Source organism: Pseudomonas sp. GD03858 (genome assembly GCF_029840925.1).
In the GTDB taxonomy this organism is placed as follows: Bacteria; Pseudomonadota; Gammaproteobacteria; order Pseudomonadales; family Pseudomonadaceae; genus Aquipseudomonas.
In genome coordinates this window covers 16523-40471 of the sequence record NZ_JAOCDM010000026.1, presented here as the reverse complement: position 1 = coordinate 40471, position 23949 = coordinate 16523, and the positions used below count along the sequence as shown (strand labels likewise).

18 protein-coding genes are annotated in these 23949 nt (G+C 66.5%); 14 read left to right on the top strand and 4 right to left on the bottom strand.

The window, feature by feature from the left end; all coding sequences use genetic code 11:
- Window position 1: 1 nt before the first annotated feature.
- Entirely contained in the window at window positions 2–1111 is a 1110-nt protein-coding gene (locus N5D48_RS09930) for a P1 family peptidase (RefSeq protein WP_279883629.1), read from the top strand.
- Between the two features lie 525 nt (window positions 1112–1636).
- Here N5D48_RS09930 and N5D48_RS09925 read toward each other — a convergent pair.
- On the bottom strand, window positions 1637–2965 hold the full coding sequence (locus N5D48_RS09925) for an MFS transporter (RefSeq protein WP_279883627.1): 1329 nt from the start codon (window positions 2963–2965) through the stop codon (window positions 1637–1639).
- 154 nt (window positions 2966–3119) lie between these two features.
- Between N5D48_RS09925 and N5D48_RS09920 the strand changes: the two genes are divergently transcribed.
- Together N5D48_RS09920 and N5D48_RS09915 are read left to right on the top strand one after the other, a co-directional pair.
- Window positions 3120–4217: a sugar diacid recognition domain-containing protein gene (locus tag N5D48_RS09920; RefSeq protein ID WP_279883625.1), complete on the top strand. Its 1098-nt coding sequence runs from the start codon at window positions 3120–3122 to the stop codon at window positions 4215–4217.
- A 127-nt stretch (window positions 4218–4344) separates the two neighbouring features.
- Window positions 4345–5484, top strand: coding sequence for a glycerate kinase (locus tag N5D48_RS09915; RefSeq protein ID WP_279883623.1), 1140 nt, complete (start codon window positions 4345–4347; stop codon window positions 5482–5484).
- A gap of 3 nt (window positions 5485–5487) precedes the next feature.
- On the opposite strand, the gene N5D48_RS09910 is transcribed toward N5D48_RS09915, so the two are convergent.
- Together N5D48_RS09910 and N5D48_RS09905 are read right to left on the bottom strand one after the other, a co-directional pair.
- Entirely contained in the window at window positions 5488–6351 is an 864-nt protein-coding gene (locus tag N5D48_RS09910; protein WP_279883621.1) for a phosphate/phosphite/phosphonate ABC transporter substrate-binding protein, read from the bottom strand.
- Window positions 6339–8666: an EAL domain-containing protein gene (locus N5D48_RS09905; protein WP_279883620.1), complete on the bottom strand. Its 2328-nt coding sequence runs from the start codon at window positions 8664–8666 to the stop codon at window positions 6339–6341. Before N5D48_RS09905 ends, N5D48_RS09910 begins: the two co-directional genes overlap by 13 nt.
- 1050 nt (window positions 8667–9716) lie before the next feature.
- On the opposite strand from N5D48_RS09905, the gene N5D48_RS09900 reads away from it, so the two are divergent.
- The 7 genes from N5D48_RS09900 to N5D48_RS09870 all read left to right on the top strand — a co-directional run bounded on the left by N5D48_RS09900 (window position 9717) and on the right by N5D48_RS09870 (window position 17673).
- Window positions 9717–12548: a xanthine dehydrogenase family protein molybdopterin-binding subunit gene (locus tag N5D48_RS09900; protein WP_279883618.1), complete on the top strand. Its 2832-nt coding sequence runs from the start codon at window positions 9717–9719 to the stop codon at window positions 12546–12548.
- Complete coding sequence (locus N5D48_RS09895) at window positions 12541–13080, top strand: (2Fe-2S)-binding protein (RefSeq protein WP_240062945.1); 540 nt, start codon at window positions 12541–12543, stop codon at window positions 13078–13080. The genes N5D48_RS09900 and N5D48_RS09895 overlap by 8 nt, the downstream gene beginning before the upstream one ends.
- 2 nt (window positions 13081–13082) lie before the next feature.
- Window positions 13083–14294, top strand: a complete 1212-nt coding sequence (locus tag N5D48_RS09890; RefSeq protein WP_279883614.1) for a cytochrome c — start codon at window positions 13083–13085, stop codon at window positions 14292–14294.
- Between the two features lie 3 nt (window positions 14295–14297).
- A complete protein-coding gene (locus N5D48_RS09885) occupies window positions 14298–15269 on the top strand; it encodes an XdhC family protein (protein ID WP_279883612.1) in 972 nt (323 codons plus the stop codon).
- Window positions 15266–15829, top strand: a complete 564-nt coding sequence (locus N5D48_RS09880; RefSeq protein WP_279883611.1) for a nucleotidyltransferase family protein — start codon at window positions 15266–15268, stop codon at window positions 15827–15829. The genes N5D48_RS09885 and N5D48_RS09880 overlap by 4 nt, the downstream gene beginning before the upstream one ends.
- Window positions 15830–16105: 276 nt before the next feature.
- Complete coding sequence (gene hchA / locus N5D48_RS09875) at window positions 16106–16960, top strand: glyoxalase III HchA (RefSeq protein ID WP_279883609.1); 855 nt, start codon at window positions 16106–16108, stop codon at window positions 16958–16960.
- The gene (locus tag N5D48_RS09870) at window positions 16957–17673 is read left to right on the top strand and encodes a PA1136 family autoinducer-binding transcriptional regulator (protein ID WP_279883607.1); all 717 of its coding nucleotides are present in this window, start codon (window positions 16957–16959) and stop codon (window positions 17671–17673) included. The genes hchA and N5D48_RS09870 overlap by 4 nt, the downstream gene beginning before the upstream one ends.
- A gap of 5 nt (window positions 17674–17678) precedes the next feature.
- Here N5D48_RS09870 and N5D48_RS09865 read toward each other — a convergent pair whose 3' ends face one another.
- Window positions 17679–18671, bottom strand: a complete 993-nt coding sequence (locus N5D48_RS09865; protein ID WP_279883655.1) for an NAD(P)H-quinone oxidoreductase — start codon at window positions 18669–18671, stop codon at window positions 17679–17681.
- A 263-nt stretch (window positions 18672–18934) separates the two neighbouring features.
- Here N5D48_RS09865 and N5D48_RS09860 point away from each other — a divergent pair, with 263 nt between their 5' ends.
- The 4 genes from N5D48_RS09860 to N5D48_RS09845 all read left to right on the top strand — a co-directional run bounded on the left by N5D48_RS09860 (window position 18935) and on the right by N5D48_RS09845 (window position 23946).
- Complete coding sequence (locus tag N5D48_RS09860; RefSeq protein ID WP_279883605.1) at window positions 18935–19798, top strand: LysR family transcriptional regulator; 864 nt, start codon at window positions 18935–18937, stop codon at window positions 19796–19798.
- 138 nt (window positions 19799–19936) lie between these two features.
- Window positions 19937–20941 (top strand): AraC family transcriptional regulator, encoded by a 1005-nt coding sequence (locus N5D48_RS09855; RefSeq protein ID WP_279883603.1) that lies wholly within the window; start codon window positions 19937–19939, stop codon window positions 20939–20941.
- Window positions 20942–21032: 91 nt separating this feature from the next.
- Complete coding sequence (locus N5D48_RS09850) at window positions 21033–22394, top strand: FAD-binding oxidoreductase (RefSeq protein ID WP_279883600.1); 1362 nt, start codon at window positions 21033–21035, stop codon at window positions 22392–22394.
- Between the two features lie 214 nt (window positions 22395–22608).
- Window positions 22609–23946: a DUF1329 domain-containing protein gene (locus tag N5D48_RS09845; RefSeq protein WP_279883599.1), complete on the top strand. Its 1338-nt coding sequence runs from the start codon at window positions 22609–22611 to the stop codon at window positions 23944–23946.
- Window positions 23947–23949 lie beyond the last annotated feature (3 nt).

Genomic DNA, 23949 nt, shown 5'->3' with positions numbered 1-23949 from the left:
CATGCGTGCGCGTCAACTGGGCATTACCCTCGGCCACGGCAATCCAGGCCCGCTCAATGCCATTACCGATGTACCGGGGGTGCGGGTCGGCCACGGCACCCTGATCGACGAACAGCGACCGGCAGCGATCCGCACCGGGGTCACCGTCATCGAGCCGCGCCCGGGGGCGGCCCGCCTGTCGCCGTGCTTCGCCGGTTGCCATGTGCTCAACGGCAATGGCGATGCCACCGGGCTTGAGTGGATTCGCGAGGCGGGCCTGCTGAGCACGCCGATCGCCATCACCAACACCCACAGTGTCGGTGTGGTGCGCGATACGCTGATCGCCGCCGAGCGCGAGCGCCTGGCCGATGACTCGGTGTACTGGTGCATGCCGGTGGTGATGGAAACCTACGACGGGCTGCTCAACGACATCTGGGGCCAGCACGTGACGCCGGGGCTGGTGCGTCAGGCACTGGATGGCGCGGCTGCGGGCGTGGTCGAGGAAGGTGCGGTGGGCGGTGGCACGGGGATGATCTGCCACGAGTTCAAGGGCGGGATCGGCACGGCTTCCCGGCGCCTGAGCGATGAGCAGGGGGGCTGGACGGTCGGCGCCCTGGTCCAGGCCAACCATGGTCAGCGTCGCGAGCTGCGGGTGGATGGTTATCCGGTCGGGCGCCAGTTGCGGCACTTGCCATCGCCGTTCGCCGAACCTGCGAGCGGCACGCCAGGCATGGGCTCGATCGTGGTGGTGATCGCCACCGACGCGCCGCTGTTGCCGCACCAGTGCCAGCGCCTGGCCCAGCGGGCGTCGATCGGCATCGCCCGGACCGGTGGCGGTACCGAGGATTCCAGTGGCGATATCTTCCTGGCGTTCTCCACCGGGAACCAGGGGCTGCCCGCGGCGGACTACGCACGCAAGGGGCTGGAGCAGTGCGCCCAGGTGAGCATGCTCAACAACGACCATGTTTCGGGGCTGTTCCTGGCGGCGGCGGAGGCGGTGGAAGAGGCGATCGTCAATGCCTTGCTGGCGGGACGCGAGATGCAGGGCAGGGGCGCGGTGGTGGTGCCAGCGCTGGATGGGGATACGCTGTTGACGGCGCTGCATGAGGCAGGGTGGAAGCCTCGCAACTAGCGCCAGGGTCGTGTGCCCCTGTGGGAGCCGTTCCTTTCAAGGTGTTCGCCGTTAGAGGTGCAGCGCCTATCAGACCGAGCGCCGCCCGCGCGGCGCATCGCGACGCAAGGCCGCTCCTACATTTGTTGCAACGTGCCGAACCTGTCAGGCCATGGTTGCCCGCCTTGGCGCATGTCTCAAGACTGGTGGAGCGGCAGTGGTGCCCACGCTGAAACCGCGTCGTGCCAACAAGGCGGACCAGGTAATGGCACAGGAGAGACTGGCCCGAAACAAATGTAGGAGCGGCCTTGCGTCGCGATGCGCCGCGCGGGCGGCGCTCGATCTCACAGGCGCTGCACCTCTAACGGCGAACACCTTGAGGCCCTCACTCGGTCAACAAAGACCTGGAACGGGCTGCCTGTAGGAGCGGCCTTGCCGAGGCGTCGGACCGGCCGGAAAGGGCTGCAAAGCAGCCCCAGGATCTCATCCACGACGCATGAATTGCCGGGGCCGCCATGCGGCCCTTTCGCGGCACAGAGCGTCAACCTAGCGGGCACGTGCCAACGCAGCGCTGCCGCTGCGCGAAACCCGCAGCGCCACCAGGCTGCCGAACACGATCAACCCCGCCAGCGCATACAGCGCCGCGTCGGTCGAACCGGTCTGGTCCTTGATGAACCCCACCAGGTACGGGCTGAGGAAGCCCGCCATCTGCCCCACCGAGTTGATGATCGCCAGGCCCGCCACGGCGGCGCCGGCACCGAGCAGCGCGGTCGGCATCGGCCAGAACATCGGCAGGCCGGTCAGCGCGCCCATGGTGGCGATGGACAGGCCAAGGATGGCAACGGTCGGGTTGCCGGCGAAATTCACCGCAATCAGCAGGCCCAGCGCGCCCATCAGCATCGGTACCACAAGGTGCCAGCGCCGCTCGTTGCGCAGGTCCGCCGAACGGCCGACGACGATCATGAACACCCCGGCCAGCAGGTACGGAATGGCGCTCAGCCAGCCGATCAGCAACGGATTGTCGAAGCCCATGTTCTTGATGATCGACGGCAGCCAGAAGTTGATGGCGTAGACCCCGCTCTGGATGCAGAAGTAGACGAAACCGAAGGTCCAGATCAGCGGGTTGGTCAGCACCGCGAGCAGGCTGTCGCCGCTGGTGGCTGGTTTGCCAGCGGCATCGGCCTTGAGGTCGGCCTCGATCAGGCGGCGTTCGGCCGGGCTCAGCCAGGCGGCCTTGTGGTAGCCGTCGCTGAGCAGCACGATGGCCAGCGCGCCCAGGACCACGGTGGGCAGGCCCTGGATCAGGAACATCCACTGCCAGCCGGCCAGGCCGTGCTGGCCCGCGGCGAAGTGGTCGAGGATCCAGCCGGAGAACGGCCCGCCGAGCAGGCCGGACACCGGTATCGCCGACATGAACAGCGCCATGATGCGCCCTCGGCGGTCCGCCGGGAACCAGCGCGAGAGGTACAGCACCACGCCGGGGAAGAAACCCGCCTCGGCAGCGCCGGTCAGCAGGCGCAGGGTATAGAACTCGGTGGGCGTGGTAACGAACAGCAGGCAGGTGGACAGACTGCCCCAGGCGATCATCATCAACGCGATCCAGCGTCGCGGGCCGAAGCGGTTGAGCGCCAGGTTGCTGGGCAGGCCGCAGAGCACGTAGCCGATGAAGAAGATGCCGGCGCCGAGGCCGTACACGGTTTCGCTGAACTTCAGGGCGTCGAGCATCTGCAGCTTGGCGAAGCCGACGTTGACGCGGTCGAGGTAGTTGAACAGGTAGCAGATGAAAATGAACGGGATCAGCCGCAGGGTGATGCGCCGGTACAGCGCGTCGCGGGTGATCTCGGTGCCTTGGTCAGGGGCGGGGCTGTGTGCCATGATCGGGTTCTCTGTTGTTATGGTTGTCACCGCGTCGCCTGTGCCGGCGCTCGCCTGGAAAAGTCTCGGGCAGTGTAGCGCGGCTGTCTTTGTGCTTTTGCACAGCCTCAGGGGCAGGTCGCTGTGCCGCCGAACAAAGCCTAAGGATCCTTTCATGTTCGAGCTCGACCACGACCTCGCCCAGGACATCGTCGACCGGGCGATGGCCATCCTGCCATGCAACGTCAACGTGATGGACAGCCAGGGGTTGATCCTCGGCAGTGGCGAGCCCGAACGCATCAACACCCGCCACGAAGGCGCCCAGCTGGTGTTGGCCAACGGCCGCATCGTCGAGCTGGATGGCGAGGCGGCCAAATGCCTCAAGGGCGTGCAGCCCGGCGTGAACCTGCCACTGCTGCTCGATGGCCGCCTGATCGGCGTGCTTGGCCTGACCGGCGATCCGCAGCAACTGCGCACCTACGGCGAGCTGGTGCGCATGACCGCCGAAATGCTGCTGGCCCAGCGCCATCTGCAGGTGGAGCAGCAATGGCGCCGCCAGCGCTGCGACGATCTGCTGGCGTTGCTGCTCGGTGGCAGCGGTGAATCGCCGCGGCTGGTCGATGAGGCCCGGCAGTTGGGCCTCAAGCCCAACCTGCCGCGTGTTCCCTGCTTGTTCGAGCTGCACAGCGGGCCGCCCGCCGAGGCCCTTTCGGCCTGGTTGATGAGCCGTTACCCGGACAGCTGGTGCGTGAGCCCGGCGCGCCAGTCGCTGCTATGGTGCCGTCCGCTTGCCGGCGTGCTGGATGAAGCCCGTCTGCTCGAACGCCTGCGGCGCCATGGCTGGGAGGTCGAGCGCCTGGCGCTGGGCAGCCCGGCGCAAAGTCTCGAACAGCTGCGCCGCGGTTACCGGCGGGTGCGCGACCTGTTGGCCTACGGCCGTGAAGTGCTGCCTGCAGAGCGCTTGCTGAGCCTGGCCCGTTACCGTTTGCCGGCGCTGCTCTGGCGGCATCGCAACGACGATGCGCTGGACGAGTTGCTCGAGCCGCTGCAGCGCATCCGCGCCAAGGATGCCAGCGGCCAGTTGCTCGCCACCTTGCGCGCCTGGTGCGCCCACGACGGGCAAAGCCAGGCCTGCGCCGACGCCCTGGGGATTCACCGCAACAGCCTGCGCTACCGGCTGGAACGCATCGCCGAAGTCGGCGAGGTGGACCCACTGCGGATGGAAGGCATGCTCAGCCTGTACCTGGGCCTGCAGTTGCTGCCGGCGGATTGACCGCGTGGGCTGCCGAGCCGCGTTGCAGGCATCCGCCCAAACAACCCGCCCTGACTTTTGTGCATCCGACCGAGGCCGCTGTGCCACGCACCTGTCAGCATGCGCGGTATCAGGACAGGAGAATCCCATGAAGATCGTCATCGCCCCCGACTCGTTCAAGGACAGCCTCGACGCTGCCGGTGTCGCCCGGGCCATCGCCAGCGGGCTGGCCAAGGTGTGGCCGCAGGCCGAGCTGGTCGAGTGCCCCATGGCCGATGGTGGCGAAGGCACCTTGCAGGCGATCGTTGCCGCCAGCCATGGCGAGCTGCGCCGCCAGGTCGTCCGAGGCCCGTTGGGCGAACCGGTCGAGGCCAGCTGGGGCTGGCTGCCGGACAGCCGGACGGCGGTGATCGAAATGGCCCAGGCCAGTGGCATCCAGCTGCTGCCCAGTGGCCAGCGTGATGCCTGCCGCAGCTGCACCTGGGGCACCGGCGAGCTGATCGCCGCGGCGTTGGCGGCCGGCGCCTCGCGCATTGTCCTGGCCATCGGCGGCAGCGCCACCAACGACGCCGGCAGCGGTATGCTGCGGGCGCTGGGGCTGCGCCTGTTCGACGCTACCGGCCAACCCCTGGCGCCAGGCGGCCTGGCCCTGGCGCAACTGGCCCGTCTGGATGCCAGCGACCTGGATCCGCGTCTGGCCGAGGTACGGGTGGAGGTCGCCGCCGATGTCGACAATCCGCTCTGCGGCGACAACGGCGCTTCGGCGATCTTCGGCCCGCAGAAGGGCGCCAGCCCGGCGCAGGTACAGGCGCTGGACCAGGCCCTGGGGCACTTCGCCGAGCATTGTGCCGGCTTGCTCGGCAAGGACCTGCGCCACCAACCGGGCAGTGGCGCGGCCGGTGGCATGGGCTTCGCGGCCAAGGCGTTCATGGGCGCGCGATTCTGCCCCGGCGTCGAGGTGGTGGCCGAGCTGGCTGGGCTGGATGCGCTGGTGCGGGGCGCGGACCTGGTGATCACCGGCGAAGGGCGCTTCGATGCCCAGACCCTGCGCGGCAAGACGCCACTGGGCGTCGCCCGGGTCGCCAAGCGCCATGGCGTGCCCGTGGTGGTGTTGGCCGGCACCCTCGGTGCCGGGTACACGCAGTTGTACGAGCATGGGATCGATGCCGCCTTCGCCCTGGCCAGCGGGCCGATGACCCTGGAGCAGGCCTGCGCCGAGGCGGGGGCTCTGCTCGAAGCGCGGGCGGCGGATATCGCCCGGTTGTGGCAAATCGCCCAGCCTGGCTGAGCTTCAGCGAGACTCCATCAGGCGTTCCAGCCCCGCATAGTCCTCATGGCTCACCGGCACCAGCCCGGTGGCGTGTTGCGAGGCCACGAACGCGGCCATACCTTGTGGGTCTTCGAGCATTGCCTTGCGCAAGCGCTGCTTGAGCGCCGGACACAGGCCGGCGCTGAACACGTAGGGATCGTAGCGGATCGGCGCCGAGCGCCAGAGCAGTCGTAGCCGCGCTGGGTCGATGCCGTGGCGGGCCAGGTAGGCGTCGGCCCGTTCGCTGGCAACGAACGCGGCATCGACCCGGCCTTCGAGCAACGCCGCCAGGGCCTTGTCATGGTTGCCGGCATACACCAGCGCGCCAAAGAAGCGCGGCAGTGGCGTGCCGACCTGGGCGGCGAACTCGACGCTGGGCACCAGGCTGCCGGAGGTGCTGGCCGGGTCGCTCAAGGCTACCCGGGTACCGCGCAGGGCATCGAGACGGGCGGGCCCGTCGGCGCGGGTCAGCAGCAGCGCCTGATAGTGGTTGCCTGCGGGCGTGTAGATGCCGGCGTTCAAGGAGAAGGTGGCAAAGGCTTCGATGCCCCGGTCGCGACGATGGGCGAGCAGGTAGGACGCAGGCCCCAGCCGTGCGATATCGGTGCCACCGGAAACGATGGCGTCCACCACGCTCTCGTACGAGGTGCTGACCACCAGTTCCACCGGCACCCCGGCGGCTTTGCCCAGACGGTCGAGCAACGGCTGGTGCTCGCGGGTCATGGCCTCTGCATCCTCGATCGGGATCACCGCCAGGCGCAGGCTGTGGGGAGCGCAACGGGCCTGCGCCTGGCCTGCGAGCACTTGGGCCAACAGCAGCAGAGCGACGCCTTTCAGTAGACCCATGCCTTTTCCTCGGAACCGTTGAACGGGGGGTAGTCATGCAGCTGGCTGGGCGACAGTGGCCGGCTGAAGTGATAGCCCTGGGCGATGTCGCAGCCGGCGAGCTTCAGGCACACCACTTGCTCGCGGGTCTCGACGCCTTCGGCGACCACCTCCAGGCCCAGGCGCTTGGCCAGGATGATGGTCGAGGAGACGATCGGGCTGTCGTCATAGGCGTTGGACAGGGGAGCGATCAACGCTCGGTCGATCTTGAGCTTGGACAGCGGCAGCGCGTGCAGGTGGGCGAAGCCTGCGTAGCCACGGCCGAAATCGTCCAGGCTGATGCCCAGCCCGGCGCTGCGCAGGCGGCGTAGATGGGCCATCGCGGTGCCTTCGGGGTCGAGCACGGTGGTCTCGGTGATTTCCAGTTCCAGACGCTGGGGCGCGATGCCGTAGTAGTCGAGTTCGGCCAGCAGGCGTGTGCTGAAGTCGGCCTGGCGCAGCTGCAGGGCCGAGACGTTGATCGCCAGGCGTGCGTCATGCTCGCGCGCATGCCAGCGTGCCAGCTCCTCGCAGGCCAGGCGCAGCACCTCCCATCCCAGGTCGACGATGAAGCCGCTGCGCTCGGCGAGATCGATGAACCGGTCGGGGTAGAGCAGGCCGAATTGCGGATGATTCCAGCGCACCAGGGCTTCGTAGCCCAGCACCTGGAGGGTGTCGAGGCGGATCTGCGGCTGGTAGTGGAGAACGAACTGGCGTTCGGCCAGGGCGCCGCCAAAGGCCTGTTCCAGGGTGAAGGCCTGGATGTCGGTGAGGTTGAGCGACGGGTCGAAGAAGCGATACTGGGCGCGGCCTGCCTGCTTGGCCGAATACATGGCGGCATCGGCGAAGCGGATCAGCGCGTCGATGTCCTGGCCATCGCGTGGGCAGATGCTTACCCCGACGCTTGGGCTGGTGTTGACCTCCTGGTCGGCCAGGGCATAGGTGGCGGACAGTTTCTCCACCAGGGCGCGCACCCAGTTGTCGATCTGTTCCTCGCTGCGCTCGCCGGCCAGCAGCACCACGAACTCGTCACCGCCAAAGCGCGAAGCCTCGTCGCCTGGTTCGAGCAGGCGCTGGATGCGTCCTGCCACCGCTTGCAGCAGCAAGTCGCCGATCTTGTGGCCGAGCGAGTCGTTGATCGACTTGAAGCGATCCATGTCGATGAACAGGATCGCCAGCAGGCGGCGTTTGCCACGCTGCTGGGCAAGGGTGCGGGTCGCGACCTCGACGAACTGGCGGCGGTTGTGCAGGCCGCTGAGGTGGTCGGTGGCGGCGGCGTGGCTGCTGCGGCGGTGCTCGTCCTCGAGGCGCTCGATCAGCTGCTGGTTGACCTGCTGGGCGTGTTCCAGCTCGCGAAATGCTTCTTGGCGCTTGTGCAGCAGACGCAAGCCCCAGGCCAGGCTGGCGAGGATCATCAGGGTCATGCTCAGGTTCAGCCACAGCTGGCGGCTGGCGGTGAGCATGGCGGGGGCGAGGATCTCGTCATGGGCCTGGCTGACCACCACGCTGAAGCCGCGCTCGGTCACGCGCCGGTACAGGCTCTGGTAGGGGCCCTCGAGTGTGTACTGGGTCAGTTGGCCTGAGTCCTCGCCGTTGCGCGGCAGGCCGGGCACCAGCGTCGGGCCTGCCACCAGCACGCCGCTGGTGTCGATGCGCAGGCGCTCCTGGCCGTCGTCCTGGAGCAGGCGCATCACGCCGCTGCGGCCCAGGTCGATGTGCTGGAACAGGACCGCGAGATAGCCGATGTCCAGTTGTACCACCAGGATGTTGTCGATCTCGCGGCCAGGCAGATCGGTCAGTGGCAGCAGGAACGGCAGGCGCCAGCTGGGTAGCGTCGCGTCGTTGGTGCTGGTCGGGGCGTGGGGCATGAAGGCCTTGAAACCGTAGTGCGAGACGTGGGACTTGAGTTGGTCGAGCCAGGCCTGTGGCAGTTGCGTGGGCTCGTCGCCATGGCTGGAGGAGAGCAGGCGACCGTGGTGGTCATACAGGCTCATGCGCTTGAACACGGGGTCTTCGGCCAGCAGCCGGGCCAGGTTCAGGTTGCCCTGGCGCAGGCTCTTCATGTCGTCCTGGGTGACCCGGCCCACGGCCTGGGCGCGGTCCACCAGCTGACGCAGGTTTTCGGCGACGATGCTGGCCAGGTTCAGGTGCTCGGTGGCCTTGGCGGCCAGGGCATCCTGGCGGGAGGCGGTCTTCTGGCTGATGTGCGAGGCCCAGAGGAAGGTCAGGGTGACGGCACATAGGGTCAGCAGGAGCAGGGGTAACAGGCCTGCGGAGGAGAGTGAACGGCGGATCACGGCTGGTTTTCCACGGCCCTTGGGATTTGGGAAATATGCGACAGATATATGACAGGATGATGAATGATGGCGCTTTGCCTTTATTTTTCTGGGGGCTGTTTGTGAGGTTGTTGTTGTTGTTGTTGTTGTTGTTGTTTTTATATTTTTATGCGCATTCATTTACGATGTTGACGCATAGTCACCTTTCCGCCCTTACGGCGGGTCACTTTTTGTCAAACGCGACAAAAAGTAACCAAAAAACGCTGCGCTCCATTCATCCGGCCCTACGCTTCGCTCCGGGTCCCCTCACTCCGGCCTTGCTCCCGGGAGGACCGCGCTGTAGGGCCCATCCTGGGCCCCAGCGCTTGACGGGCATCCATGCCCGTCACCTCCCTCCGCAAGTCCTGCGTTCGGCCTCCTGAAGTCGCGAAGTTACGGGCGGCGACTGGGCTGGCGCAGCTGGCGCTAGTTGCAACTGTGTGATCTCAGATCCGTATTCGCGGGTTTACCCGCGAAAGGGCCAGAACAACCAATATATAAATAACGGCCAAGAGCTAATTTAAAATCTCTGCTCTTGTTCTTGCTTCTAAGCGCGCGATAGTCCAGGCGCCGCCAATTGCGACTTCAGGAGGCCGAGCGGAGTTCTTGCGAAGGGAGGTGACGGGCATGGATGCCCGTCAAGCGCTGCGCCCCAGGATGGGGCGTTCAGCGCGGTCCTCCCGGGAGCAAGAACGGAGCGAGGGAACCCCGGAGCGAAGCGTAGGGGCCGGATGAATGGAGCGAGGATTTTTTGGTTACTTTTTGATCCTTCAAAAAGTAATCCGCCGTAAGGGCGGAAAGGTGACTGTGCGTCACCATCGCCAATGAATGCGCATACAGCAATCAAAACCAACACGCCAAGTCCCAACCCCAACCCCCAACCCCCGCGACAAGTTGTCTGCTTGACTTACCAAGCCAAACCACAATCGCCAACTTGACTTAAAGGTCAGATTTTGTGATCGTGCGCGCCCTCCGTGTATCTCAGCACCAGAACAAAGCATGGGCAGCGCCTGACTGCCCAGAGGATCAACCATGTCCAACCGTGATATTTCCCGGCGTTCGTTCCTGCAAGGCGGGCTGATCGCCGGTGTCGGCGTGACCCTGGCGCCCCTCGGCAGCCAGGCCTTCGCCGCCCTGATGGAAAGCAAGGTCACCACCTCGCCGCAAAAGTGGATGAACCACGATGGCAAGGCGCGTTTCCGTAACGACGCGCTGTCCAAGGTCTGCGGCAGCAAAGTCTTCGCCCGCGACATCCGCGCCAAGGACATGCCCGGCTGGCCACAGCAGCAAGGCCACGCCATGCTGCTCAAGGCCACCAAGGCCGACCGCATCTACGCGGGCTACGACCTGTCGCTGCTGGGCAGCGAACTGCAGCCGGACCGCATCGTCACCGCCGAGGACCTGAAGAAAGACGGCATCGCCTGGCCAGAAGCCCACTCGCCCGACCCGCTGCTGCCGCCAGGCCAGGTGCCGATGTTCATCGGCCACCCCGTGGCGATCCTGATCTGGAACGACTTCGAACGGTTCCGCAAAGCCAAGCTCAAGCTGCAGTTCAACGACAAGGCGATCCGCTACGGCGCCCAGGCGCCGCTGTACCAGCGCGATCCCTACGGCAGCTTCCGTTTCGTGCGCGTGGGCGGCAAGACGCCGTTCGACGAGGACGAATACTCCAGCCTCAAGAACACCATGCTGTTCCCCACCATCCTCGCCCGCAAACCGGTATGGACCGCGGAGCCCAAGCAGCACGGCAACCTCACCGAGCAGGGGATGTTCTACGCCCAGCGCATCGACCAGCAGCTCAAGCAGCCGCCCGAGGACTGGCTGCTGTTCGACGAACGCTACAAGACCCCGTCGATCGAGCCCGCGGCCCTGGAACCGGACAACGGTAACGGCTGGTTCGACCCGGCCACCGGCACCCTGCATTTCGTCGTGGCCACCCAGTGCCCGTTCGAAGTGGCGCAGGAATGCGTGCACATGATCAAGCCGTCGCGCTTCGGCCTGAAGCACCTGAACATGCACCCGGGCTATACCGTCGGCTACGGCTCCAAGGACAACAACATCTTCGTGTTCTACGCCGCCGTCGCCGCCCTGTACGGCGCGGGCGTGCCGATCCGCCTGGCCAACGACCGCTACGAGCAGTTCCAGAGCGGCATCAAGCGCCACCCGTTCGACATCCGCTACCAGCTGGCAGTGGACAAGAAGGACATGAGCTTCCAGATCTTCCGCGCCGACATGACCGTCGACGGCGGCGGACGCATCAACTACAGCCCGTCGGTGGCCGCCGTGGGCGCCACCGCGGCGCAGTCGATCTACTACATGCCGCAGAACGACCTGGCGGTGACCGCCTACCATTCCCGGGGCGTGGAGGCCGGCTCCATGCGCGGCTACGGCACCCTGCAGAGCATGGCCGCGACCGAGATGATGGTCGACGAGATCGCCGACCGCCTGGGCGTGGACGCCATCGAGCTGCGCCGCAAGAACGCGCTCAAGTCGGGCATGAAGAACACCCAGGGCGCCGTGCCCGCCGGCGCCCTGCGCCTGCACGAGATCCTCGACAAGGCCGCTGAACATGACTGGTGGAAGCAGCGCCATGCGCGCAAGCAGGCCGAGGATGCCAAGGACCACGACAACTGGTACGGCGTAGGCTTCGCCATCACCCAGAAAGACTTCGGCACCGGTTCCGAGGCACCGATGGCGGCGGTCGAGTTCGGCGCTGACGGCCACATCATCCTGCGTCATATCGGCACCGAGCTGGGCACCGGCATGTCCACCTCCCAGGCGCTGGTGGTCAGCGACTTCCTCGGCCGCGTCGCCGACGAAGTGAAGACCGCCCAGACCGAATGGCCGGAACTGGCGCTGACCACCAGCGGCAACCCCTACCTGATCAGCCAGGCCGAGCAGGACGCGGCGCTGCGCGACCCACGCTGGGTCGGCAAGCTGGCCTCGCCTTCGTCGGCGACCAACTCGGCGTTCTACTTCAGCCACGCCACCCGCGAAGCGGCGCGCGTGCTGTTCAACCACGGCCTGTGGCCGGCGGCCATGGCCCTGTGGAGCCAAGGCCCATTCGGCGGCCAGGCCAACCCGCTGGTGGTGCGCCGCGAAAACGCGGTGTGGGTCAACGGTGAGCTGACCGGCAACGGCCTGGCGCCGATCCCGTTCGCCACGCTGGCGAAAAAGGCCCACGAAATGGGCCTGGTCACCGCTGTCAGCGTGCACGGCTTCAACCGCTGGAGCTGGGCCGAGGCCGACTTCGTCATCGATGGCGTGCGCGAGCGCCTGCCGCTCGATGCCGTGGCGGTGAAGTACGGTGACGGCGCGGTGAACGCCAAGAAGGCGCAGATGAACAGCGCCGGCTTCCACCTGCTGGATCGGCAGAACGCCGAGTATCCGGCCACCCAGCTGAACAACGCCATGGTCACCTACTACAGCCCGGTGGCGACCATCGTCGAGGTCAAGGTCAACAAGGGCAGCGGCGAAGTGACCGTGCTCAACCACCACAGTTGGGTCGAGTGCGGCCGGGTGCTGGTGCCGGAGCTGGTCAAGGGCCAGCTCGAAGGTGGCATCGCCATGGGCATTGGCCATGCGCTGCTGGAAGAAATGCCGCTGTACGAGGGCGGCCCGGGCGAGGGCAACTGGAACTTCAACCGCTACCGCCTGCCGATGGCCAAACACGTGGCGGTGTGGAAGCAGACCTCGGAGATCCTGCCGCCGCTGTCGCCAACCGATCCGTCCAAAGGCATCGCCGAAGTGGTGATGATCCCGGTGGTCGGTGCCATCGGCAACGCCGTGGCCCACGCCATCGGCAAGCGCGTGCGCGACTTGCCCATCACCCCCGCCCGAGTCAAGGAGGCCCTCAATGGCTGACCGCAAGCTGCAACTGACCCTCAACGGTCAACCCGTCGTCACCGAAGTGGTCCCCGATGACCTGGCGATGATCGACTACCTGCACGAATACCAGAACCTCACCGGCTCGCGCCTGGGCTGCGGCCAGGGCATCTGCCATGCCTGCGTGGTGATCGTCGACAACCCCGACGGCACCAGCGAGGAAGTGCGCACCTGCATCACCGGCGCGCACTACTTCGAGGGCAAGAAGGTCCGCACCATCGAAGGCCACGCGAAACTGGACGAAGCCGGCAACCCCGGTGAGCTGAACCCGATCCAGCAGAAGTTCGTCGACCGCTTCGCCTTCCAGTGCAGCTACTGCGCCCCAGGCTTCGTCAATGCCGCCACCGTGCTGGTGGAAAAGGCCCAGCGCAAACCGCTGAAAAAGAGCGAGCTGGAAGACGCCATCGAGGCCAGCCTCGGTCACCACGTGTGCCGTTGCACCGGCTACGTGCGCTACTACGAGGCCACCCGCGAAGTGCTGGGCGACCTCGGCCTGGTCAAGGAGGGTTGAGCATGACGCGAATTCTCAGCAGCCTGGCCCTGGCCATTGGCGCGATGGTCGCCTGCACTGCCCAGGCGGCCGACGAGGCCCTGGTCAAGCGCGGTGAATACCTGGCCCGCGCCGCCGACTGCATGGCCTGCCATACCGCCGAAGGCGGCGCGCCCTATGCCGGTGGCCTGCCGATCCATTCGCCGTTCGGCACCATCTACGGCACCAATATCACCCCGGACAAGCAGCACGGCATCGGCAACTACAGCAGCGACGAGTTCTTCGCCGCCCTCACCGAGGGCAAGCGCAAGGACGGCGCCAACCTGTACCCGGCCATGCCGTACACCTCGTACCACCTGATCAAGCGCGAGGACTCCGATGCGATCCACGCCTACCTGATGACCGTCGCCCCGATCAACCGCCCGGCGCCGCAAACCAGCCTGAGCTTCCCGTTCAACGTGCGCACGGGGCTGATGGGCTGGAACATGCTGTACGGCAAGAGCGTGCAGCTGGAGGAGGGCAAGGGCAACAGCGAAGCGTGGAAGCGCGGGCAGTACATGGTCGAAGTGCTTGGCCACTGCGGCGAGTGCCATACCCCACGCAACCCGATCGGCGCGCTGCAGCAGGACAAGCGCCTGACCGGTGGTCTGCTCCTGGGATACCTGGCGCCGAGCCTGCTGGCCCAGGACCTGGCCGACCGTGGCTGGACCCAGGCGGACCTGGCGACCTTCCTCAAGCATGGCATCAGCGCCCAGGGCAGCATGTTCAACGAGATGTACCCGGTGGTGCACCACAGCACCCAGCATCTGCAGGACAGCGACCTGGCGGCGATGGCCACCTACCTGCTCGGCGACCAGCCGCCGGCGGCGAAGATCGTCCAGACCGTGGCCCACGAGACCCTGGGCGAAAGCGCCAAGCGTGGTCGCCAGCAGTACCTCAACGTCTGCGCCGGCTGTCATGGCGTCGAGGGCGAGGGCAAGCCGCACATCGCCGTGGCCATGGCGGGCAACACCGTGCTGCGCCAGGCCGACTCGCGCAACCTGGTCAAGGCCATCGTCGACGGGATCCGCGAACAGCAGTTCACCGGCTTCGAGCGCATGCAGCCGATGCCGGGCTTCGCCGACAAGCTCGACGACCAGCAGCTGACCGACATGGTCAACTACCTGCGCGAGACCTGGGGCGGCCTGCCGGGCGATCTGAGCACCGAGCAGCTGGCGCAGCTGAAGGCGGACTGAGCCGTGCAGCATCTGGACCTGCAAGTGGTGCAGCAGGCGGCGCACTGGTCGCGTGACGGCCTGCGTGTCTGGTTGTGCACCGTGCTGTGCACCTATGGCTCGGTGCCCCGCGCGCCGGGCTCGTTGCTGGCGGTCAACGCGCAGGGGCAGTGGGTCGGATCGCTGTCCGGCGGCTGCGTCGAGGAAGACTTCCTTGAGCGCGTCGCCGCGGGCGAGTTCAGCGACGCGGTGGCCGTGGTGCGCTATGGCGACGGCAGCGACAGCCGCGCGAACATCCGCCTGCCCTGTGGCGGCATCCTCGATGTGCTGGTGGAGAACCTGCCGGGCGACTGCGCGACCCAGGCGCACCTGGGGGAACTGGAGGCGGCCTTGCAGGGCCGTCGCCGGCTCCTGCGCGAGGTCGACCTGCGCACCGGCGAGCGCCGGCTGTGGGACGACCAGAGCCAGGGGGCGCGGGTGGAGCAGGGCGGTCAAAGCGTGCGCTTGCGTGTCGGCGCCGCCCAGCGCCTGCTGCTGGCTGGCTATTCCAGCGTCGCGCATTTCTGCGCCGAGTTCGGCAAGGGCCTGGGCTTTGAAGTGGTGCTGTGCGATCCCCGTGACGAGGTGATGGACAATGTGCGGCTCGACGGGATAGAAATCCGTCGTGAACTGCCTTCGCTGTTCATCGCCAACGGCGGTTGCCACCGCGACACCGCGGTGGTGGCGCTTACCCACGACCCGAAGATCGACGACCTGGCCATGCTCGAAGCAGTCAATACCGAAGCGTTCTACATCGGCGTGATGGGCTCGCGGGCCACCTCGGAAAAACGCCGTGAACGCCTGCGCCGCATCGGCGGGCTCGGCGAGGCCGAGATGGCCCGCATCCATGCGCCGATCGGCCTGAACCTGGGCAGCAAGACCCCTGCCGAGATCGCCCTGGCGGTGCTCGCCGATATCCTGCGCACCCGTGGCGGCATCGCCCGCGAGGCGCTGTGAGCGTCGTCGCGCTGATGTTGGCGGCTGGCCAGGGATCGCGCTTCGGCGCGGACAAGCGCCGAGCCTTGCTGGGCGACGGTCGCAGCCTGTTGCAGCACAGCGTCGAGCGCGCCCTGGCGGCGTTCGACGAGGTGCGCGTGGTGCTGCGCGAGGGCGAGCGGGGCGCGGATCTGGGGTTGCCAGCGGCCTGCCGAGTCATCCATGGCCTCGATGCCGGGCTGGGCATGGGCCATAGCCTGGCGGCGGGCGCTGCGTCACTGGATGACAGCGAGGCACAGGCGGTCGCTATTGTGCTGGGGGACATGCCGTGGATCCTGCCTGCGACCTTCCAGTGTCTGATCGCAACCGCTGGCCCTTCGCTCATCGTGGTGCCGCGTCATCAGGGACAGAATGGGCATCCGGTGCTGTTCGGGCGCAACTACTGGCCTGAACTGGCCCTGATGGCCGGCGACGAGGGGGCGCGTTCGGTGCTGCAACGGCATCGGCAACAGTTGCAGCTGGTCGAGGTAGACGACGCAGGGGTATTACGCGACGTCGATACGCCCGCCGCGCTCGACTAGACTGCCCTGAGTTCATTCGCGACCCTTGTAGGAGCGGCCTTGTGTCGCGAAAGGGGCGCGCAGCGGCCCCAGGTTCTGCGCCACCCTCGAAATTGCCGGGGCTGCTGTGCAGCCCTTTCCGACCGGTCCGACGTCTCGGCAAGGCCGCTCCTACAAGGACCGCGGGGTCCGATGTAGCGATGCCACGGGCAGCCATTGAGGGAAAACCCTCATTGCCGCTCATCCGGTGGCCTCCTAGCATGGATCCGGTCAACCCCCAGGCACAGGAGCACAGCCATGACCAACAGCAACGACGACAAACGCCCAACCCCCGACCCGGCCGAGGACAATGCCTTCTTCCCTTCGCCGTACTCCCTCAGCCAATTCACCTCGCGCAAGTCCGACCTCAGCGGTGCCGACTATCCCGATGCCTATCAGGGCGGGCGCTGGAAGGTCCTGATGATCGGCGCCGACGAGCGCTACCTGCTCACCGACAACGGCACGATGTTCTCCACCGGCAACCACCCGGTGGAAACCCTGCTGCCCATGTACCACCTGGACAAGGCCGGCTTCGGCTTCGACGTGGCGACCTTGTCGGGCAATCCGGTCAAGTTCGAGTACTGGGCCATGCCCGGCGAGGATACCGAGGTACTCGGCCTGTTCGAGCGCTACCGGAAGGCGTTCAAGCAGCCACGCAAGCTCGCGGATGTGCTTGAGCAGGCCCTGGGCAAGGACTCCGACTACATCGGCGTGTTCATCCCCGGTGGCCACGGCGCCTTGATCGGCCTGCCGGAGAGCGAAGAGGTCGGACAGGTCCTGAAATGGGCGGCCGACAACGACAAGTTCGTCATCACCCTGTGCCACGGCCCGGCAGCGTTGCTGGCCGGTGGCAGGCTCTACGACGGCTACAAGATCTGCGCCTTCCCCGACGATCTGGACGCCAAGACCCCGGACATCGGCTACATGCCCGGCCACCTGACCTGGAAGTTCGGCGAGCGCCTGCAGGCCCAGGGCGTCGAGATCATCAACGAAGGGATTTCCGGTGCCGTCCACCAGGACCGCAAGCTGCTCACCGGTGACAGCCCGCTGGCCGGCAACGCGCTGGGCAAGCTGGCCGCGGCGGCGCTGCTCAAGGCGACCAACGCAGGGTGAGCACGCTGACGTTCGACAAGTTGGTGCAGGCGATCCAGCAGATCGACCAGGCCACCACCCTGGCGCCGATCCAGGCGGCGGTGCGCAATTTCGCACGACCGTTGGGCTACGACCGCTTCGTCTTGTTCAGCGCGAGCGCTGCGCGGGACGAAGTGGTCGAGCGCATCCACTGGGTGGAAGGCGACTGGTTCGGCGATGGCCAGTTGGTCGATGCGCAGACCTATGTGCGCCATTGTCCGGTGACCCGCCACCTGCTGGCGGCGCGCGAGCCGTTCTTCTGGAGCAAGCAGGTGGTCGACGGCGGCGAGCGTTACCGGGTGGTGCGCCAGCCGAGCGGGCCAGGCATCCATGGTCTGCAGGTGCCGGTATTCGGCCCGGCAGGCCTGGAGGGCGCCATGAGCCTGGGCGGCGTGCGTATCGATGGCATGCCTGCCTCTCGCCTGTCTCTGACTTTGCTGGCCAACGCCGCCTTCATCAACGCCCGGCGCTTGCTGGAAGCGCCTGTCGAGCAGGGTGGCGGGCCGCTGTCCGAACGCGAGCGCCAAGTACTGGCCTGGACCGCCGCCGGGCAACGCCAGGCCGATATCGCCGCGACCCTGGGGTTGTCGGTGCGCACGGTGGAGAACCACCTGCGCGCTGCCCGGCGCCGCCTCGGCGTGACCACCACTGCCCAGGCGATTCGCATCGCCCTGGGCAGTGGTGCGCTGGACTGAGCGCCTCAGGCCGGGTGCGCCACGCTCAGCACCACCTTGCCGATATGCCGGCCAGATTCCATCAACGCATGGGCCTGACCGGCCGCCGCCAATGGGAAGGTGGCGTGGATCAACGGCTTGACCCCACCGCTGCGCACATGCGGCCAGACCTTGGCCTGCAGATCAGCGAGGATCGCCGCCTTGTCGTCGGCGCTGCGCGCGCGCAGGGTCGAGCCGATATGGGTCAGGCGCTTGGTCAACAGTGGAAACAGGTCGACTTCGCGGGCCGGGCCCTTGACCACGCCGATCTGCACGATGCGCCCGTCCATGGCAGCGGCCTTGAAGTTCCGCGCCACGTAGTCGCCGGCAATGATGTCGACGATCACATCGACGCCCTTGCCCTCGGTGTGCAGCAGCACCTGCTCGACGAAATCCTCGCGGGTATAGTCGATGGCGACGTCCGCGCCCAGTTCCAGGCTGGCGGCCTGTTGTCCGGCGCCGTTGACCGTGGTGAAGATACGCGCCGCGCCAAAGGCCCTGGCCAGTTGCGTGGCGGTGGTGCCGATGCCCGATGCGCCGCCATGGATCAGCACGCTGTCGCCGGCCTTGAAGCCGCCGCGCTGGAACAGGTTGACCCAGACGGTCATGAAGGTCTCCGGCAAGGCCGCGCCCTCGATCATCGACAGGTTTTCCGGCAGGTGCGCGGTGGTACGTTCATCGGCAACGGCGTATTCGGCGTAGCCGCCGCCTGGAACCAGGGCGATGACCGCGTCGCCGACGGCAAAGCCCTGGACCTGCTCGCCGATGGCCACGACCTTGCCGGCGATTTCCAGGCCTGGAATGTCCGGCGCGCCGGCGGGTGGGTCGTACAGGCCCTTGCGTTGCAGCAGGTCCGGGCCGTTGACGCCGGCCGCGTGGACCTGGATCAGCAGCTCTCGTGGGGCGGGCTGCGGTGTGGCGTGGATGGCCGGTTGCAGCACCTCGGGTTCACCCGGCTGGGTGATGTCGATGGCAGTCATGTGCGTGGGAATGTGACGCATGCGAACCTCTGTCATTCTGAAGAAGGGCCGTTTCGGGCCGTTGCGTCACAGGGTATGAAACAAGCGAAGCCAGGTCGCGCGGCGATTTTGCGATGCCGCGCCGCAGATTTTCTTCAGCCACGACGGCCATGGGAGCGACCGCCTTGCTCAATTTTTAGAATCTGGCGCGATCCCTGTGGGAGCGGGCAAGACAGTTTCTCCCCCATACGATGAATGCGTTTCTTGCCAATGGAGTACACCGAGTGAACTGGGATGACGCCCGCATGCTGCTGGCCTTGAGCCGCGAACAGACCCTGCGCCGCGCCGCCAGGGTGTTGCGGGTCGACCAGGCCACCGTGGGCCGGCGCGTGGCGGCGCTGGAGGCGGACCTGGGCTCGACCCTGTTCCTGCGCACGCCGGCCGGCTATCAGCTGACCGCCATCGGCGAGGTGGCGGTGGAACTGGCGCAGAAGATGGAGCAGGCGGCGCTGGAACTGGCCCGTCGTACCCGTGGCACCGACAACGAGCAGGCCGGCGAAGTGCGTATCGCCACCACCGACTCCCTGGCCCTGGAGTTCGTCATCCCGGCGCTGCGCCAACTGCACGCCGAGCACCCGGAGGTGCGCGTGGTGCTCAGTGGCAGCTCGGAGATCGTCAACCTGTCGCAGCGCGAGACCGACATCGCCATCCGCAACCAGCGCCCGGACAGCCCCGACCTGGTGCTGCGCAAGCTGGCCAGCTGGCAGATGGGCCTGTTCGCCTCGGCGGACTATCTGGCGCGTCGGGGCGTACCGGAGACGGGCAGTTTCGCCGGCCACGACCTGGTGGTGTACGAGCCGTACTGGCGCGATCGCGCCGAACCGACCCTGGTGGATGTGCCCATGGGCGAGGGCAGGGTGGTGCTGGCGGCCAATGCCAGCATGATGCTGCGCCGGGGCATCGCCGCCGGGCTGGGCCTGGGGGAAATCCCCGTGGAACTGGGGCAGCGCGACGGATTGCAGCGGGTCTGGCCGCAGTGCGTGCGCAGCCAGCCCTACGAAGTGTGGATGGTCACCCACCAGGACCTGCGCCATACGGCACGGGTGCGAGCGGTGATCGAGCATCTTGTGCGGGCGTTCGCAGGTTGAGCATGTACCCCTATCTCAGTAACAATCGGTTACACGCATGGGTAGACTTCATGCTGTAGGAGCGGGCGCTGCCCGCGATGCGCCGCATGGCGGCGCCCGTTCAGGATCTCGGCATAAAACCCACCTGCGAAGAACACCATGAAATCCGTCCGTACCGTGCTCTCGGAAAACTTCTTCCGCCGCTTCAAGGCGATCTTCGCGCCACACCTGGACGCCCTCGGCATCGACCTGTCATTGCTGGACCGCGCTGATATCGAAATCCCCGGCGACCAGTACGTCGCCCTCTGGGAGGCCGCTGGCAACCGCAACCCCGCCGTCGGCCTGACCCTGGGCAGCCAGACCGAAGCCGACGATATCGGCGCCCTGGGCCACGCCCTGCACTGCGCGCCGAGCGTGGAGAAGGCCCTGATGACCCTGCACACCTACATCGTGGTGTTCGCTCAGGAGTCGTCCATCGACTACAGCTGCGAGGGCCGCCAACTGCGCATCAGCTATCAGGTCACCGACACCACGGTGGTCAACCGGCGCCAGGACGCCGAGTTCGCCATCGCCGCGATCCTGCGTCAGCTGCAACTGATTACCGCCAGTGCGGTGCGCCCGCTACGGGTGGACTTCGAACACCCGCGACCGGCGGACGTGTCGATGCACAGGCAACTGTTCATGTGCCCGTTGTTCTTCGGTCAGCCGACCAATCGCATCACGCTGTCCAGCGAGGTCCTGGCGCTGCCGGTGGCGCACGGCAACGAACGCCTGTTCAAGGCGCTGGAACCGTACCTGCAGCAGGAGCGCGAGCAGCGCAGCATCAGCGACGAGTTGCTGCCCCAGGTCACCCGCATGATCGCCCTGGGCATGGCCAGCGGCGTGCCTGCGCTGGACGAAATCAGCGAGCGCCTGGGCCTGAGCCGGCGTACCTTGCAGCGTCGACTCAAGGAGCAGGACATCGAGTTCTCGGTACTGGTGGAGGAGGTGCGGCGCGACCTGGCCCTGGGCTATCTGAAGCATTCGGACTATTCGATGACGCAGATCTCGCTGCTGCTCGGCTACGCCGAGTCCGGTTCGTTCACCCGCGCGTTCCGTCGCTGGACCGGACAATCGCCGCAGCAGTTCCGCCAGGCCGAGCGGGCCTCTGGCATGGCTTGCTGAAAATCTGGCACCCCCGGCCAATCCACCTGTCCTGGCCCCTCGATACCCTGAATGCAACCGCATTCTCAAGGGCGAAATCCGAGGATCCAGCGTGAACGACAATAACGACGCAGTGCATGAACACCGCTCTTTCTGGCAGCTCGGCTACGGCGCTTATGCGCCCAACGGCCGCCTGAGCGAAGACCTCAAGGTCGATGTGGCGGTGATCGGGGGGGGCTTTACCGGTTTGAACGCGGCCTGGCAGTTCAAGCGCGACAACCCAGGGGCCCGCGTGGTGGTGCTGGAAGCGGCACAGATCGGTTTCGGCGCCAGCGGTCGCAATGCCGGCTTCAGCACCAAGCTGTTCGGCCTGGAGCCGGAGCTGGTGGTGCTGCGTTGGGGGCGGCAGCAGATGATCGATGCCCACCATTACCTGGAAAAGGCCGTGGCCTATACCCGCGAGGTGATCGACAGCCATGGCATCGAGGCGGACTATCGCCATGCCGGGCTGTTGCGGGTCAGCTATTCGCCAAGGCAGAGGGCTCGGCTGGGCAAGACCTTGGAGCTGTATGACTCGCTGGGCCTGGCGGCGGACATGCAGTGGCTCGATGGCGGCGCGTTGCGCCAGGCGTACGACTCGCCGCGTCTGCTGGGCGGCATTCGCGAGACCGAGAGCGGATACCTCGACCCCTGCAAGCAGGTGCGCGGGCTCAAGGGCTTGGCGGCCAGCGCGGGAGTGCGCATCCATGAAGCGACGCCGGTGCTCGATATCGACAGCAGCGGTGCCGGCATCGTACTGCGCACGCCAGTGGCGAAGGTGAGCGCCGACAAGCTGGTGATCGCCACCAACGCCTATTCGCGCCAAGTCCCCGGCTCGCGCGCGCTGCAGCGCCGGCAGTTCCCGCTGTGGACCTACCAGGTGGTCACCGAGCCACTGGACGAGGCGCTCTGGCAACGCCTGGGCTGGCGGGGCAGGGAGGCGTTCGGCGACAACCGGCAGATGCTGCACTACTTCCGCCCGACCGTGGACGGTCGCATCGTCATGGGTGGCGGCGATGTGCTGGCCTATAGCGCCAGTGCCATGGACGAACAACCGTCGCCGGCCACCTGGGCGCACTGCGAGGCGCACCTGAAGTGGCTCTATCCGCAACTGCGCGATGTCCGCATCGCCTACCGCTGGGGCGGACCGGTGTCGGTGAACGCCGACATGGTGCCGGAGATCAGCTTCATCGGCGATGAGCGCATGGTCTATGCCGGGGGCTGTTTCGGCCACGGCGTCGCGCTGAGCCACCTCAACGGACGGACCATCGCCGACCTGCTGCAGGGGCGGCAAAGCGAACTGACCGATTTCTGGATCGTCAATCGCAAGGCCATCGCGATGCCGGGCAACACTTTGTCGTGCTGGGCCGGCCGCACCGCGCGCCAGGCGCTCAAGGCATGGGATTGGTGGGAGGAGCGCGGGCTCAAGGCCTGACGGGTGGGCGCGGGCTTGGCCGCGCCTACAAACCTGGCGCCGAATGACAAATCCCTTGGCGCACGCGGTCAAGCCGCTGCCCAGCGCCATTGAATACTGTCTGTCACGCAGAGCCGGAAACGCTTTCGGGCTGCCTCCGGGCAGCCTCTTTTTCACCTGCTGCCTGCAACGAACTGCCTTTCGATAACCACAAGAATCCCGCAAGGAAAAGTTCATGAAACCACGCCCCTTGTCCCTGTTGGGTGGCGCGCTGTTGGCGCTGCTCGGTACAACCACCTCTCTCACGGCATTCGCTGAGCTAACGCCTACGGGTGCCGACAAAGCCGGTAACGCCGATGGCAGCATTCCCGCCTGGACCGGCGGCCTCACCCAGGCACCGGCTGGCTGGGCGCCGGGCCATGGCGACCCTTATGCCGCTGACAAGCGCTTGTATTCGATCGAGGCCAACAACGTCGCTCAGTACCAGGCTCAGTTGCCGGAAGGACAGGTAGCGCTGATCAAGGCATACCCAGGCTACCGCCTGGACGTGTACCCGACCCGCCGCAGCTGTGCGATCCCGGCCGAGGTGGCCAAGCGCACTGAGGAATTTGCCGGCCAGGCCAGCATCGGCGCCGATGGCTGGCGCCTGGAGCGCGCCGCCGGGGCGGCAGTACCGTTCCCGCAACCGAAAAGCGGCATCGAGGTGTTGTGGAACTACAAGCTGCGCTACATGGCCAAGGGCCGCAAGGCAGAGATCTCGTTCCTGCGCCGCGAGTCCGGTGGCGGGCTTACCGAGATCCGCCAATGGGCCAGCGAGTACTACCCCTACAACGACCCGGCGGTAAAAGCACCAGCGGACACCGACAACATCGAGGCCAAGCTGCTCTACGACATCCAGTCGCCATCTTCTCGCGCCGGCGAAATGTATCTGGTGCACGCGCGCCTGGACCAGCCGCAGAACGCCTGGATCTACTTCCCCGGCCAGCGCCGCGTGCGCCAGGCGCCGACCTTCGCTTACGACAATCCGATTGCTGGCTCCGACAACCTGTACTTCGTCGACCAGATCAACATGTTCACCGGCGCCCTGGACCGCTACGACTTCAAGTTGGTCGGCAAGCGCGAGATGGTGGTGCCATACAACTCCTACCGTCTGGTGGACAAGCGCAACACCTACGACAAGCTGATCGGCGAGCGGTACCTGGACCGCGACGTGCAGCGCTATGAAAAGCACCGGGTGTGGGTGGTCGAGGCCACGGTCAAGGCCGACAAGCGCCACTCGTTCGCCAAGCGCGTGTTCTATTTCGACGAGGACAGCTGGAGCCTCTTGCACGTGGACATGTATGACGCCAAAGGCAATCTCTGGCGTGTGCAGGAGGGCAGCCTGTGGGCCGATCCTGGGATCCAGGCCTGCACCAGCTTCGAGTACGTCAGTTATGACCTGATCGCCCGGCGTTACATCGCCGACGGTTTCACCCAGGAAGGCGCAGCCCTGGACCTCACGGCCGGCCTGCAGGGTCGGGTCAGCGACAAGCTGTTCAACGCCAACGAACTGCGCCGTCGCGGCGAGCGTTGATCT